Source organism: Ktedonobacteraceae bacterium, assembly GCA_035653615.1.
GTDB lineage: Bacteria > Chloroflexota > Ktedonobacteria > Ktedonobacterales > Ktedonobacteraceae > DASRBN01.
On record DASRBN010000003.1, the window covers coordinates 36,026 to 50,831 of the forward strand.

Genomic DNA, 14,806 nt, shown 5'->3' on the forward strand with positions numbered 1-14,806 from the left:
TCGCACAAGGACATAGTATACCATGCCCCTGCCTGTGTTAAAAAACCTGGCCCTGCATATCGGCAGGGACCGGTACGTCGAGTTGCTTCAGAATAGATGGCGCCATGTCCATCAGCTGGAGGCCAGACAGTTCGCGTCCGCCCGGACCCTCGTGCGCGTCAGGGTCATGCTTAATCACGATACCAAACTGCGCGTGGTTGCAATCGTCTGGCCCGGTATCGTTATCGAAGGTGTAAATTGAACCATGACCAACCGAGCCGACAGAGCGCCAGAAGAGGTCTCCGAAGTAGACGATCAGGTCTGGTGGCACGCCGTTGCACGCCTTGTAGATTTCCTGTGGCTTAAAGACGCGCGTGCCAATATTCGCGCCGGTATGGTCGGGCAGGGCCTCTAATTTCGCCTTCAGTTCGTCGCGCAGCGCCTCAACCTCAGAGGGCTTGACGATGCCCTGCGGTTCGCGCCCTTCGATATTGAGGAAGATACGAGCGTAATAACCGCCGTCTCCCCAGACACGCGTCTTGCTCCAATCGATTTCACACCGGTCGATAGCCGTAAGGGTCGCCGGCTGCGATTTCAGTGTGAGGTAGCCCTCGCGGATGAGCCATTCGTTGACGCAAATGCCACCATCCATCTTCTTAGCGCCATGATCGGAGACAATGTAAACGGTCGTATTTTCCTCATCTATCAGGTCCAGGATTTGCCCAATCTCATTGTCGAGATAGCGATAATAATTATGGATACTCTCGTTATAGATCGGATGCACCTCATATTTGTGGTGCGTGGGATCATGATATTTCCATAAGCCATGGTGAATGCGATCCGTCCCCATCTCCACAAACATGAAGAAATCCCAGTCCTTTTCCGCAATCCACTTTTTGACCAGTTTAAAGCGCTTTTCGGTCATAGTATAGATCTGGCGCAGCAAGTAATCCTTATCCTCAGTACGGAAGTTCGGGACATCTACCAGGTACTCACCCACTGTGGCCGAGATCTCCTGCATCACAGAGGCGGGATACGTATACGGCCGTTCGGGATTAGTGGTAGACGGCGTCAGGAAACAACCGACTTGAATGCCGTTGACCGGCTTGGGAGGATAGGTTTGTGGCACACCGACGGTGATGACTTTTTTACCGGCGCGTGAAAGCACATCCCAGACACGGTCGGTCTTAACCGAGTTGGAATTGGCGAGCGTATTCTTCTCATAAGAATAGTCGCCGCGATTGCGAAAGCCATAGAATCCCAATGTGCCCGGATCCTTGCTCGACATCATCGAACTCCACGCGGGAACGGTGATGGCAGGGATGCAGCTTTCGAGCTTACCCCAGACACCGTTATCCATCACCCGTTTGAAATTCGGCAACTCATCGCGCCATTGCTCAAAAACGAGTTCCGGTGGGGCGCAATCCAGGCCGATCACCAGAACTTTTTTTCGCTTTGTGCCGAGACTCATGCAAATCTGCCTTTCAAAGTATGGTCATTGCCGGGAGGGCGCACCTTGTGGCGCCCTTACAATGATCACTAGATAGCTCCATAAGGGTTGGGCGTTATCATTGCAAGGGCGTACCCTTGTGGGCGCCCCCGATTTCCCCCTCACCTGTGTGGTCATCCTCTGCAGAGGTCCAACAATTTCGAACTGAGCATAACACTACCGACCCTTGAATAGTGTTACTAAGCAGTGAAGAAGTGGTTATGAATTTACATATATCGTTATGCTTACTCAACCACATCTTTCATTGTCTCCAATAAGGATTGTAACAGATGTTGCACTTGATTGGAAGAGTCACGCCCAAAATGGCTATTTTGTACCAATAAAAGCAACATTCGTCACATTCTGATTCCTGGCATGAAAGTGCTGCGGAAATCAGATACGTCACTTCCGGTGTGCTTATTTCGACGTAGACCCAAAAAATCAGTATTGCCTCGTACAATTCATCATCGGCCAGAATCGAGATTGCTTCATGTTGGATAATTCACATGAATTTTGTAAGCTCCGTTATGGCAGTCAAGCCTGTCTCGGGATATAGTACGATATACACAGCTACATCTATCGATACGGCTGCCTGACACGCTTGCCGACCTTGCCGAGGGGGTAGGTGCGATAGGAACATCAAAACGGTAGGGTATCTCAGGTGATACCCTTTACGTGTAACGCAGGATGGCTCCCTTTTTGTTTTGCCTGGTGCCGTCCTTCACTTTTACTCAGTTAGTAGGAAAGGAACAATTAGAATGAGTAGTAAAAAAGTGCGCGTCGCTATTGTCGGAGTGGGCAACTGTGCCAGTTCGCTGGTGCAGGGCGTGCATTATTATCGTGAAGCGCAGGCTGATGATTTTGTGCCCGGCCTCATGCATGTGAATCTGGGCGGCTATCATATAAGCGATATCGAATTCTCCGCGGCATTTGATATTGATGTAAATAAAGTGGGAAAAGATATCAGTGAGGCAATTTATGCTCCGCCAAATAATACGTATCGTTTTGCAGACGTGCCGAAATTAGGAGCAAAGGTCTATCGTGGTATGACTCATGACGGGCTGGGGAAATACCTCTCGAAGGTGATTACCAGGGCACCGAAGCAGACGTCTGATATCGTCAAAATTCTGAATGATACCGGCACGGATGTGGTGATAAACTACCTTCCTGTTGGCTCGGAGACGGCGACGAAATGGTATGTTGAGCAGGTTTTGCAGGCAAAGGTCGGTTTTGTGAACTGTATCCCCGTGTTTATTGCGCGCGAGCAGTACTGGCAAGATCGCTTCAAGGCCGCCAATCTGCCGATGATCGGCGATGATATCAAGAGCCAGGTGGGCGCGACCATCGTGCATCGCATGCTGGCACGCCTGTTCCGCGAGCGTGGTGTGAAGCTGGAGCGCACGATGCAGCTCAACGTAGGCGGCAATACCGACTTCTATAATATGCTGGAGCGCGAGCGGCTCGAATCCAAGAAGATCAGTAAAACAAATGCCGTGACGAGCCAGCTGGATTATGAGCTGGGAGGCGACAATGTGCATATCGGGCCGTCCGACTACGTAGCCTGGCTGACTGACCGTAAATGGGCCTACATTCGCCTGGAGGGACGCACTTTCGGTGACGTGCCTTTGAATATGGAACTGAAGCTGGAAGTATGGGATTCGCCCAATTCAGCCGGTGTGGTCATCGATGCCGTGCGCATGGTGAAGCTGGCGCTGGATCGCGGCATCAGTGGCACACTCGAAGGGCCAAGCGCCTACCTGATGAAATCTCCGCCCATCCAGTATCACGACGACCTGGCGCGCGAAATGACGGAAGCCTTCATCCGGGGCGAGGGCATAGATAAAAAGCAGGAGACCCCGGCGATTGAACTCTCTAATGGCCATAAGTCCGATGCTCCGGTGGATGTGATTCAATAAAAATCAGGTGATTGCAAGTTCCTATCTTCTTGACGCCAATCGGGTGCTTCTTGCGTGCTGAAAGTGTAGCATCCAATTGGGAAAGGAGATAGGAATGGCGACCGTCGATATCCTCTTGCCGACATATAATCGCCTCACATCACTGGTAATGACCCTCTCCGGTGTGGCAGTGCAAACGCTTACCGATCTGAGGGTGATCGTCGCCGACCAGAGCGAGCAACCGGTTGAGCAAGAACAGGTTATTCAAACGCTGCGGCGCGTAATTGAAGCGCGCGGTGGCTCCATCGCATGGCATACACGCCCTCAAATTCACGGCATTGCCGAACAGCGCGATTTTCTCTTGCGGCAGGCGACCGCGGAAGCTGTGCTGTACCTCGATGACGACGTTTTTATGGAACCGTGGGTAGTGGAGCGCCTGCTACAAACGCTGCAAGAGCAACGGTGCGGATTTGTAGGAGCCTTTCCTGCCGGACTATCGCATCGCGACGACGTGCGTCCAGAGCAGCAGATTGTTGAGTATTGGGAAGGGCCGGTGCGGCCGGAAGTAGTCGAGCCGGATTCGCCCCGGTGGGAGCGCTGGCAATTGCATCGCGCCGCCAATCTCTATCACGCCAGTCAATCGTTGCCGCCGGGAGAATTTCGACTGTACAAGGTAGCCTGGATTGCCTCGTGCATTCTCTATGATCGCGCCAAACTATGGGAAGTGGGCGGCTTCTCGTTCTGGCCGCGCCTGCCGCGCTACCACTCGGGCGAGGAGGTGCTGGTGCAAAACCTGCTGATGCGCCGCTGGGGTGGGTGCGCCATCATGCCTTCGGGCACCTATTATACCCAGGTTCCTACGACCGTGCTGAACGACGCGGGCACGGTTGATGGACACGCGCTGGCTCTGCTGCCTGAGATGGTGAAGCGCTATGCGCCGGGACGTATTGAGGCCGGGTCTATATAACTATGAGTAATCCGTTGTTACCAGGGTTATTGCGACGCCTTCCCCAATCTCCGCGTAAAGTCGTGTTACTGCGAGCCTCGCGCATCGGCGATTTCATTTGCGCGACTCCAGCATTCCGTGCGTTGCGCGCCGCGCTACCACAGGCAGAGATCAGCATGATTACACTGCCCATGCTGCGCGACCTGGTCTTGCGCTCGCCGTACCTGGATCGCTTCATCGCCTTCCCCGGCTTTCCCGGCATCGCCGAACAATTTTTTGATGCGCGGCGAACGCTCTCATTCTTCCAGCAGATGCAGGCGGAGCAATTCGACCTCGCGATACAGATGCAAGGGTCAGGGGTCAACTCCAATCCATTTATGTTGCTGATGGGAGCGCGTGCCACCGCGGGATTTATACGCCAGGGTGATAGCGCCGGCAGATTGGATGCAGCTTTCCCCATTCCTGAGCGCTGCCATGAGATACGGCGCATACTGGCGTTGATGACATTTCTCGGCGTGCCAGAGCAGGGCGAGGAGACAGAGTTTCCACTGTGGGCAGAGGATGCCATGGCGGCGGAAATACTGCTGGCAGGAATATCGCAACCATTGATTGGCCTGCACATGGGTGCGCGCGATTTGACGCGGCGCTGGGCATACGAGCGGTTCGCCGCCGTAGCGTTCCAGTTGCAGCGCAGGTACGGTGGAACGATTGTCATCATTGGCGAGGCAGAAGATTGCCCCGCGGGCGAGAAACTGGCCCAGGAATTGCCCGGCTCGTATCGAAACCTGGCGGGAAAGACATCGCTTGCTGAGCTGGGAGCCGTCATTTCACGACTTGCCGTGCTGGTAACGAATGATACGGGGCCTGCCCACATTGCCTATGCATTGAAAACGCCGGTGGTCACGATCTTCGGTAGTGGCGATCCACAAACATACGCGCCGCTATCGCCCGGCCCTTTTCGCCCCTTAGTTTATAAGGTGCCCTGTCGTCCTTGCGGTTATACTGAATGTCCAATCGGCTATCAATGCCTGGAGGGTGTCACGGTACAGCAGGTGGTGGAGGCCGCGGAAGAGGTGATGGCGCGTACATGTTACCATTCAAATACTCGTGACGTATATCCAGTGAAACAGAAGGGAGAATCGAGGTAGAAACATGGAACAGCGAGCGCTGGGAAAAACTGGCCTGCGGGTGCCTGTCGTCGGCATGGGCACCTGGCGTACCTTTGACGTGCGTGGAGCAGCGGCCGAGAGCAATGCGCGCAAAATTGTGGATACAGCGCTGGCAGCGAGCGCGAACTTTTTCGACTCCTCGCCAATGTATGGTGAAGCCGAGCGCGTACTTGGCGGCGCGTTGCAGGGGCGACGAGATCAGGCTATTGTAGCAACCAAAGTCTGGGCGCAGGCTACGAGCGAGGGGCAGAGGCAGATACAATACGCGCTCAAAGTCTTTGGTGGTCATGTCGATCTCTACCAGGTACACAATCTTGTCAACTGGCGCGAGTATCTGCCTATACTGGAGCGTCTGCGCGACGCGGGTCAGATAAAAGCCATAGGCGCTACCCACTACAGCAGTTCCTCGTTTCCAGAATTACGCCAGGTAATGCAGACGGGCCGCATTACCGCTATACAAATACCCTACAATCCTGTGCAGCGTGAGGTTGAGCGCGAAATTCTGCCGCTTGCGCATGATCTTGGCCTGGGCGTCGTCGTGATGCGGCCATTCGCGGAGGGTCAATTGACGCGCTACAGCCCCCCGGAGCGCGACCTGGAACCACTGAAAAGCTTCGGCGTGACGACCTGGGGGCAGGTATTGCTGAAATGGGTATTAAGCGATCCACGCTGCCACGTCGCTATTCCCGCCACTCGCCGTGCCGGGCGCATGCAGGAGAACGCAGCCGCCGGCGAGCCACCATGGTTTGGACCGGATGAGCGCGCCTATGTGCAGCGACTGGCAGGATATTGAGATGAGAAAGTAAAGAACTTCTCATTTATGCCGGCAGTAAAAAACTGGAACACCTGGCTTGAACCCCGGCGCCTCCGGGTATTCTAAAAAAGGATAGCTGTATCGTATAATCTGAGCAGGGGATTGTGATTTTCGATAGATAGGGGTGATCAAGAAAATATTCTGGCAGTTGCTATCCAACAGGAGGTAGCCCTATGCTTACAACCATCATACAAATTATTCTCACCCTGCTCTTCGCATTCCTGGTGCCTATTCTGAGCGCGATGGTCATCAACTACCTGGAGCGCAAGATCATGGCATGGATGCAGGACCGCATTGGACTGCTGCACACAGGTCCCCAGGGCAGCATGCAACTGGTTGCCGATGTCGGTAAGATGCTGCTGAAAGAAGACGTAAACGCGGCAAAGACCGATAAGTATGTCTTCTTACTTGCTCCATCCGTTTTCATTGCTCCTATGATCGCCTCATTCGCCGTGCTGCCTTTCTCGCCGTTCATCGGCCTCCCTGGGACAGCGCTGGCAACCGGCATCGTATACCTGGTAGCGATGAGTTCACTTGATGTGATCGGCGTTGTAATGGCCGGTTGGGGTTCCAATAACAAGTACTCTCTAATTGGCGGACTCCGGTCCGCTGCGCAAATGATCTCCTATGAACTGCCACTGGTGCTGGCGCTGGTGGGAGTAATCATGTTGACGAGCGTGCTGGCGGGTTCTGCCGGATATCTGGGGAGCGCGAATATCGGCACCATCTCCATCCGGGAGATCATGAATTTTCAGAATGCTTCCGCGTGGCCGGGTCAGGGCATACCATTCTTCGATTTCCTCTTCAAGGGGAATACGCCCTGGGCCTGGTTCATCCTGGTGCAGCCTTTGATGTTGCTCATCTATTATATCTGCGGACTGGCTGAGACGAACCGCTCACCTTTTGATTTGCCGGAGGCAGAATCAGAACTGGTTGCCGGCTATCTCACCGAGTATAGCGGCATTCGCTGGGGACTCTTCTTCCTGGGCGAATATGGCAATATGACAATTGTCTCGGCGATTACGACTTCGCTGTTCCTGGGCGGCTGGGCCGGTCCGGGCGTTGGCTACCTGACGGCTCCTGGAATGGCCTTCGGATGGGTCTTGCTAGGGAATATACTGGGATTCATCTACTTCATGCTCAAGGTCTACCTGCTCTGCAGCGTATTCATCTGGGTGCGCGGCACGCTGCCCCGGTTGCGTTCCGACCAGTTGATGCAATTTGCCTGGCTGATCCTTATCCCGGCAACGTTGGGTAACATCGTGCTCACGGCAATCCTCTACCTTGTAGTGAGCAGTCTGGGGCTATCAAATGTGATATTCCTGGTGATAGTGGGCGCAATTAACTGGCTGTTACTCTTTGGTTTCATCCGGCTGGTGGCTCGTGCGACTGTGAACTCGACGCGGCATGCGCAGGCCCCGGCAATGCACGCAACCGCGTTGCGGCGAGTCGCTGCACAGTTGCCGGAACATGTTGAGACAGCATGAGGACAACTACTGGTACATCACCATCAATGGTGGAGGGTCCAGCGCCAGCACATCCTGTGGCGTCATCAACGGCTTGTCCAGATTATAGAACAGTTTGAAGCCGGGGTACTGGATCAACTGATCCTTATCGAAGATCTGGTAATCGTCGATTTTTTCACCGGGAGTTCCGAAGCCGTCGACGCTCGTGACAATCTCTACACCCGGCTGGATGCGAATTTTCTGCCAGTCTGGCAGCATCGATTCGCGGAACTGGTGAATGATCAGTATCTTTGTCGGCAGGTGCTGCGTTTCGACGAGATTGGAGAGCTGGTCAATCACCCAGTTGATCTCAGAGGCGTACATACGGCCAAATTCCACGCCGGGGATATCGCCGGGAGCCATATCGAATTCGGGGTCGAGCGATAAATCAACTCCAGGCCTCTCAAGATAGGGCCAGACGTTCGTGACTTCCTTCTGAACCGTGCTGTGCCCAATTTGCATATCAAAGAAAAAGAGGGACTGGTTGGCGTTGGCGAGGTCGATATAGTGTTCGATGGAATCATCAGGCATGCGATAGGTCCAGGAGCCATCGGCCATCGGTACCGGCTGTGCCACAGGTGATACGTAATCAAGCCCTGTTACGACGGGATGCGTAGGGTCGAGGTCGGCGTAGACCTGCGCCTGCTGCCGCAGCCGCGCAATTAGATCATCATCTGAATAGGCGCCGATTGGACCCATAGCCGAAGATAGGGGATTGCCATAATAGAGCACCAAGCGATTGGTGGGCAGCGATACCCGCCACATCCAGCCATTGGGACCCTGTGCCTTGCGCTGTAAGGCAAGCTCGGCTTCGGCATTCTGGTCTGCTAGCGCCGGGTCAGTATTAGTTATCGCCGTCGGAGAAGGATCTGGCGTACCAGTCTTTATAGCCTGTTTCTGTGGTGATGCCTGTCCAACCCCTGCACAGCTGGAGAGAAATAATAGCCCGGTAATAAGCAGTACTGGCAGCCAGGTCAGTTGCCCTTTTGCCACCTTAAACGTAGATTGACACCTATTCATAAATATTTTTACCCCTTGCTTGCTCTTCTCGGGTTTACTCAGTTGTTGTTCATGCTTTGCCACACCGTAATACTATATCTCATATTATTCTTAAACGGTCAAGATCGACATTTGTCAATACATAAGCCTCGAACATAACGAGGCCCAGGCATTTCGACGCCTGGGCCTCGTTGTGTTGAATGAATTCGTCTAGTACTAACTGCCGGGCTGCAGTTCGCCTAATTTGACATTGATGGTTTTTTGCTGGCTGCCGCGATAGATGTGAACGGCAACGGTATCGCCGGGATTGTGGTTGGCAAGTACGCTGCCGAGCGTGTTGGTATCGGTTATCTGGGTGTTATCGATTCCCACGATCACATCGCCAGCCTGCAGGCCTGCCGAGGCCGCGGCTCCGCCGGAAACGACATTGACAATCAACGCACCTGAATTGACGGACAGGTTATCCTGGGCGGCCAGTGTTGGATCGACGCTTACCACCTCTACACCGAGAGCTGCCCGACCGGTGTGCGTCACATGCCCGGTGGCGATAATCTGCGGCGCGATGAAACTGACGCGGTTGGATGGAATAGCAAATCCAATGCCGTTGGCAGGAGTGTTAAACTCTGGATCAACCAGTGTAAGCGTTGGGATACCGATCAAGTTTCCCTGCATATCTACCAGCGCGCCGCCGCTATTGCCCGGATTGATCGGAGCATCGGTTTGAATAGCGTTTGGAATGGTTGAACCGCCCTGCCCTTCGCTTACGGTGCGATTAAGGGCGCTGATAATACCATTGGTCACGGATTCGGTAATCCCCAGCGGGTTGCCAATCACGAGTACGTCCTGCCCTACCTGCAACTTTGAGGAATCGCCAATGGTTGCCACCGCCATATTCGCCGGAGGATTGATTTTAATAATCGCCAGGTCATCGGCGGGATCGGTGCCGGTTAGCTGGGCAGTGAGCTTCTTGCCATTGGAGAGAACGACCTGAATGCTCTGCGCGCTTGAAACGACGTGATTATTGGTGACAATATATCCCCGGCGGTCGATAATCACGCCGGAGCCAATCGCGCCACCATTGGGGGTAGTGACATTCACCTGCACGACGGCAGGCTCTACTTTCGCGATCACCGCTTCGCGCACGGCCTCAATATTGTTGCCGGTAAGCGCCGGGACGGTGGCTGCCGGCGTAGCGCCCGGTTCCAATGTTCCCGTGCTTCCGGTGCCAGGAGCAGCGCTTGTTCTGCCAAATTGCCAGCCAGCAAACAGGCCAATGCCAAAGATAAGGATCAGCAGAACTACCAGGAGCAGGATAGCCCCGGCGCGTGCCCCACCCGAGCGCCTGGGCCGCGGACTATTGGGCCCCGTCATAGCAGGCCCCGGCATTTGTCCAGGTTGAGTCGAGTAGTTGTTTGGGGCTTGCCACGTCCCCGAAGGCACCTGGCCGGACGGCTGTTGTGGCTGTGGTGGTCGCGATGTAGATTCATACCAGGACGGCGATTGCCAGCCTGCTGTCTGATCGGGAGTCCAGCCCTGTCCCTGGCCGGATGAATGCTCGCCCGCTACCTGTCCTTGCTCCGCATTACCTGGGTTATTTGCCTTGCCCGCATTATCCGAATAGGGTACCGGTTCTTCATGATCTTCATATGGATCGCGCATCATAATGAACCTCCATAACTTTCTTAAAAAGTATGATAACGACTGTTTTTAACACGCATTTATTGCATCTGCGTATACTGTATCTCACCTTTTTGAGAATTCTAACAGGAAAATGTAAAATCTTTGTAAGGGTACATCTTACTCGTCCATCGCGCAGGTCTTACAAAAACTTTACAATTTCTGAGAGCCTTCTTGATATTTTAGCTGTATGCTGTAGAATGTGCAGTATGGAGAGTTGGTCACAGGCTCTCCTGCTGCAAGAGCCTTTCCCTTTATCTATCCAATAGAGAGGGAACGCTACAACCGGCAAGGTGGATGAGCGTGATGGGTGAGCTTCAGAGTCAATGGCCCGGCAGGAATTATCTTTAAACGAATAGATACATGAAAATACTTATTATCGAAGATGAAGCAAATATCGCCCAGGTGCTGCGACTGTACCTGGAGCAGGCAAATTATACCGTGCTGGTCGCAAGCGATGGGGTGGCTGGCCTGGAATTGCACGCGCGCGAACATCCTGACCTTGTTATCCTCGACCTGATGTTGCCCGCGCTCGACGGCATGGAAGTCTGCCGCCGCATACGCGCCTGGGCCAATACCCCTATTCTGATGCTCACGGCGCGCCAGGGCGAAGAGGATCGCATCGCCGGCCTGGAGCTTGGAGCAGATGATTACCTGGTGAAACCATTCAGCCCTCGCGAGGTAGTGAGCCGCGTTAAGGCCATCCTGCGCAGGACGGCCGTCCAGGTGCCCGCTATGAGCGGTGCGAGCGAAAATGGGGCCGCCGCTCCTGATAAAGGCAAGATAGCAGAGTCCGGGGAGCACCTGCATTTCGGCGGCCTGCATATCAATGTTCCCGCGCGTCGCGTCGAGGTCAGAGGGCAGGATGTGCCGCTGACGGCCAAGGAATTTGATTTGCTGGTAACCCTTGCCTCCTCACCGGATCGCGTCTTTACCCGCGAATCATTGCTGGATCAGATCTGGGGCTACACCTATCTGGGCGATGGCCGCACGGTCGATGTGCATGTCGGCACTTTGCGTAAGAAAATAGAGGGAGCAGCCGGTAGTGAGGCGGCCCATATGATCAAAACGGTCTGGGGGGTGGGCTACAAATTTGTGCCTGAGGGCTAGCCATGCTGGAACGCTTCTCTTTCCCCTCGCTGGGTCTACGTACAAAACTCGCGCTAAGTTATCTCGCCGTCGCCCTTAGCGCTATCCTTGTCCTCGTAATTGTGGTTTCAATTGCCGTCCAGAACTACTTTTATACAGCGCAGCGCGATCAACTACGCTCAAGCGCCGAATCTTACGCGCAGCAAATCGGCCAGCTTTACCAGCGTGATGGAAGCAACTGGAGCAATGTGCCACCAATCGATCTCTACGGCCCTGACCTCTTTATCGTCATCGATCAAAGCGGTAATGCTCACAGCGGGCGTTCATTTCACGAAGTAGCCCAGGAAGATTTTCCTGCTATCAATCAGGCGTTGGAGCAGGCGCTGCAGGGCCATGAAATGGAAGGCAGCCTGCAAGGTTCTGCCGGTGATAGCAATGCTTTTTCAGGCCCATACATCAGCGTACCAATTTATGATAATGGGCAAACCAATGGCCACATTGTTGGCGCTTTACTACTCGCCGAGCCAAATCAATATCCCAGGGGCTTTTCGCCGTATGAGTTTCTGGCGAATGTCGACCAGATCATCCTGATCGCGGGCGCGGTGATTGCCGTGGGCGCGGTAATCTTTAGCCTGCTGCTGGCACGCCGCCTGGCTTCGCCGCTCGTATCGCTCACAGCTGCCGCCGAGCAGATGAAAAACGGCGACTATTCACAACGAGTAGAGCCGCCAAAATCCCAGGATGAAATAGGGGCGCTGGCATCGTCTTTTAACGCGATGGCGGCCAGGATCGAGGCCGATGTCAACGAATTGCGCCGCCAGGAGCAGGTGCGCCGCGATCTCGTCGCCAATATCGCCCACGATCTCATCACTCCCCTGACGGCCATCCAGGGCTTCAGCGAAGCATTGGCCGACGATGTGATTGCCGATCCCAAATCGCGGCAGGAGACGGCGCAGCTGATTGGCCGCGAGGTGCAGCGCCTGCGCCGCATGGTAAGAGATATGCAGCAAATGTCATCGCTCGAAACGGGCCGTGTCTCGCTGGATATCGCGCCACTGAACCTGCAATCGCTGGTCGATGAAACACTGGCCGTTATCGGTCCCGAGTGCGAGCAGGCAGGCATCGCGGTCTATAACGAGATTGCTCCGACAACTCCACCGGTGCTCGCGGACAGCGACCGCATCACGCAGGTGCTGCTCAACCTGCTGGACAACGCGCGCCGCCACACTCCATCCGGCGGCAAGATCATCATCGGCGCCAGCATCGACGCATCGGAGCCGTCCCGGCAGCAGGGAACGCCCGCGGGCCATTCGCGATGGCTCACCATATGGGTGAGCGACACAGGAGTCGGCATCGGTCCCGTAGACCTGCCCTACATCTTTGACCGTTTCTTCCGCATCGACCGTTCGCGCACCGGCTCAAGCGGCGGTGGAAGTGGCCTCGGCCTCTCCATCGTCAAGGCGATCATCACCGCGCACGGGGGAACAATCTGGGCCGAAAGCACGCCCGGCATGGGCACTCGTATCTCGTTTACGCTGCCCATCGCCATCAAACAGCCGCAGAATCAGGAGCAGAACGCTGCCGTTGATCTAAAGCCGTGAGGCAGAGATGTGGAGGCGAAAAATCGCCGATTTTTCGCCTCCACATCTCTGCCTCACGATCTTACGCCTACCAGCGTCCTCAGAAAACACATACCGCAGAACGATTCGTCGCGAATCTCCTTTTGCGCCTCCGCGAAAACTGCCTCGAACTCCTCTGCTGTTGTCACTTTTGCTTGTAACAGGAAAGGCAGTACCTGGTTGCCAGAGACGAATGCCTGGCGCGCAAACACCTCGTGACCCGTTGTGCCGACCGATACTTCGAGCGCGTAGGCTCTGTCCTGCGCGATGCGAAACCCGGCATCGCGCAGCCAGCGGCCCATGCGCGGTGTAATGCCCAGCGAGTAGCCAGGCACGAACGCTCGTCCCGTCGCCTGCAACGCTTGCAACACCAATATGGACAGGCGCTGGCACGCGGGACTGGTAGTGATAGGCAATTCCGCTTCAGTCCACACGAAAAAGCCTCCTGGCCGGCATAGGTGAGCCAGAGAATGAATCAACGACGGAAACGCTTGCACCGTCACATCACCCAGCAAGAAACGCATGTGAATGAGATCAAAGGAACCGGGCGCAAACATTTCACCGCGGAGATGATGCATATCCTGCACCATATAGCTGATATTCGATATATGTCCAAAAACATACCGCCGGGCCTGGTCGATGAAGTAGGAACTTTTATCGATCCCGACAACCCGCATATCGGGATGCCGCCACGCCATCTCGTAGGCCCACGCGCCAACGCCGCAGCCCACGTCGAGAACCTGGCGAACGCGAGAGAGATCAAGCCCGGATGGCAAAACGTCACCCATCAATTCGGTCAAACGCCGGTGTTGCAGCATCAAACGCGCCACCTCGGCCTCGTTCTCCATGAAAAAAGGCACGGAGCTATTTGCGAGCCGCTTTTGATTCTCCTCAGGAGGAGGAGTAGAAGCATTTGTGTTCATAACAACTATTCCCAAAAAGTATTGTTTTTCTGCCAGGGAATCGGCAGATTATGTTCATGAAGAGATTATAACAAATTGCCTATGTCTTTTTCAATAACTTCCGAATTACAATTGTATCTTTACATAAAATGACTTACGTCTTTACAGTATGTCCATGAAAGAAGATAGAGAGAATATTAATAGACGAGACTTCGTGACGACGAACGAGGCTGCCGAAATGCTCGGCCTTTCCTACTATACCGTCTACGAATATATTCGTGAGAAACGGCTAGTCGCGGAGATTGTCGGTGGCATCTACATGATCCCCAAAAAGGCGGTTGAGGAATTTCGTCCCAGGCCGACCGGTCGTACCCGCACGAAGCCACCCGCCTGGCGTTCTTATCGGGCCGGAGCCAAAGTGCGTGCTATGGATATTCAGGTGCGCGCCCACGAGGGCCAGCAGCAGCGCTTGATAGAGAAACTGAAGGCCATGCAGGAAAACCAGCAATACCTCTTTCCCGGCACCATGCAGCGCTACATCTTCGCGGACGACGCCGATCCCCTCAATGTGACCATCACGCTGATCTGGAAAGATACCGAAATGCCCGACGAGTCCGTAGTCCAGGATGAACTGAAAGGCTTCAGACAGGAATTAGCGGACGTGCTGGATTGGGAGACGGCGCAGTATCGGACGAAGCAGGCGATTATTCATACATGAACTAC

General features: G+C 54.5%; 12 protein-coding genes. 8 read left to right on the forward strand and 4 right to left on the reverse strand.

The genetic code is table 11. The annotated features are described in order from the left end of the window. Positions 1-37: 37 nt before the first annotated feature. On the reverse strand, positions 38-1,450 hold the full coding sequence (locus VFA09_01690) for an alkaline phosphatase family protein (GenBank protein ID HZU65963.1): 1,413 nt from the start codon (positions 1,448-1,450) through the stop codon (positions 38-40). A 776-nt stretch (positions 1,451-2,226) separates the two neighbouring features. Here VFA09_01690 and VFA09_01695 point away from each other — a divergent pair. The 5 genes from VFA09_01695 to VFA09_01715 all read left to right on the forward strand — a co-directional run bounded on the left by VFA09_01695 (position 2,227) and on the right by VFA09_01715 (position 7,779). Then, positions 2,227-3,384, forward strand: a complete 1,158-nt coding sequence (locus VFA09_01695) for an inositol-3-phosphate synthase (GenBank protein HZU65964.1) — start codon at positions 2,227-2,229, stop codon at positions 3,382-3,384. Between the two features lie 94 nt (positions 3,385-3,478). Beyond that, positions 3,479-4,330: a glycosyltransferase gene (locus VFA09_01700; GenBank protein ID HZU65965.1), complete on the forward strand. Its 852-nt coding sequence runs from the start codon at positions 3,479-3,481 to the stop codon at positions 4,328-4,330. Between the two features lie 2 nt (positions 4,331-4,332). Then, positions 4,333-5,457 (forward strand): glycosyltransferase family 9 protein, encoded by a 1,125-nt coding sequence (locus tag VFA09_01705; protein ID HZU65966.1) that lies wholly within the window; start codon positions 4,333-4,335, stop codon positions 5,455-5,457. 4 nt (positions 5,458-5,461) lie between these two features. Next, the gene (locus tag VFA09_01710; GenBank protein ID HZU65967.1) at positions 5,462-6,271 is read left to right on the forward strand and encodes an aldo/keto reductase; all 810 of its coding nucleotides are present in this window, start codon (positions 5,462-5,464) and stop codon (positions 6,269-6,271) included. A gap of 194 nt (positions 6,272-6,465) precedes the next feature. Beyond that, positions 6,466-7,779, forward strand: coding sequence for an NADH-quinone oxidoreductase subunit H (locus tag VFA09_01715; GenBank protein ID HZU65968.1), 1,314 nt, complete (start codon positions 6,466-6,468; stop codon positions 7,777-7,779). Between the two features lie 6 nt (positions 7,780-7,785). Here VFA09_01715 and VFA09_01720 read toward each other — a convergent pair whose 3' ends face one another. Together VFA09_01720 and VFA09_01725 are read right to left on the reverse strand one after the other, a co-directional pair. After that, on the reverse strand, positions 7,786-8,817 hold the full coding sequence (locus VFA09_01720) for a hypothetical protein (protein HZU65969.1): 1,032 nt from the start codon (positions 8,815-8,817) through the stop codon (positions 7,786-7,788). 195 nt (positions 8,818-9,012) lie between these two features. Next, the gene (locus VFA09_01725) at positions 9,013-10,458 is read right to left on the reverse strand and encodes a trypsin-like peptidase domain-containing protein (GenBank protein ID HZU65970.1); all 1,446 of its coding nucleotides are present in this window, start codon (positions 10,456-10,458) and stop codon (positions 9,013-9,015) included. A 378-nt stretch (positions 10,459-10,836) separates the two neighbouring features. On the opposite strand from VFA09_01725, the gene VFA09_01730 reads away from it, so the two are divergent. Next, positions 10,837-11,583: a response regulator transcription factor gene (locus tag VFA09_01730; protein HZU65971.1), complete on the forward strand. Its 747-nt coding sequence runs from the start codon at positions 10,837-10,839 to the stop codon at positions 11,581-11,583. A gap of 2 nt (positions 11,584-11,585) precedes the next feature. Then, positions 11,586-13,163 carry a HAMP domain-containing sensor histidine kinase gene (locus tag VFA09_01735; GenBank protein ID HZU65972.1) on the forward strand — a complete coding sequence of 526 codons (1,578 nt, stop codon included), beginning with the start codon at positions 11,586-11,588 and terminating at the stop codon, positions 13,161-13,163. A 53-nt stretch (positions 13,164-13,216) separates the two neighbouring features. Here the strand turns inward: VFA09_01735 and VFA09_01740 are convergent, their stop codons facing one another. Further along, on the reverse strand, positions 13,217-14,104 hold the full coding sequence (locus VFA09_01740; protein ID HZU65973.1) for a methyltransferase domain-containing protein: 888 nt from the start codon (positions 14,102-14,104) through the stop codon (positions 13,217-13,219). Positions 14,105-14,297: 193 nt separating this feature from the next. Here VFA09_01740 and VFA09_01745 point away from each other — a divergent pair, with 193 nt between their 5' ends. Then, positions 14,298-14,801: a helix-turn-helix domain-containing protein gene (locus VFA09_01745; GenBank protein ID HZU65974.1), complete on the forward strand. Its 504-nt coding sequence runs from the start codon at positions 14,298-14,300 to the stop codon at positions 14,799-14,801. The last annotated feature ends 5 nt before the right edge of the window (positions 14,802-14,806 follow it).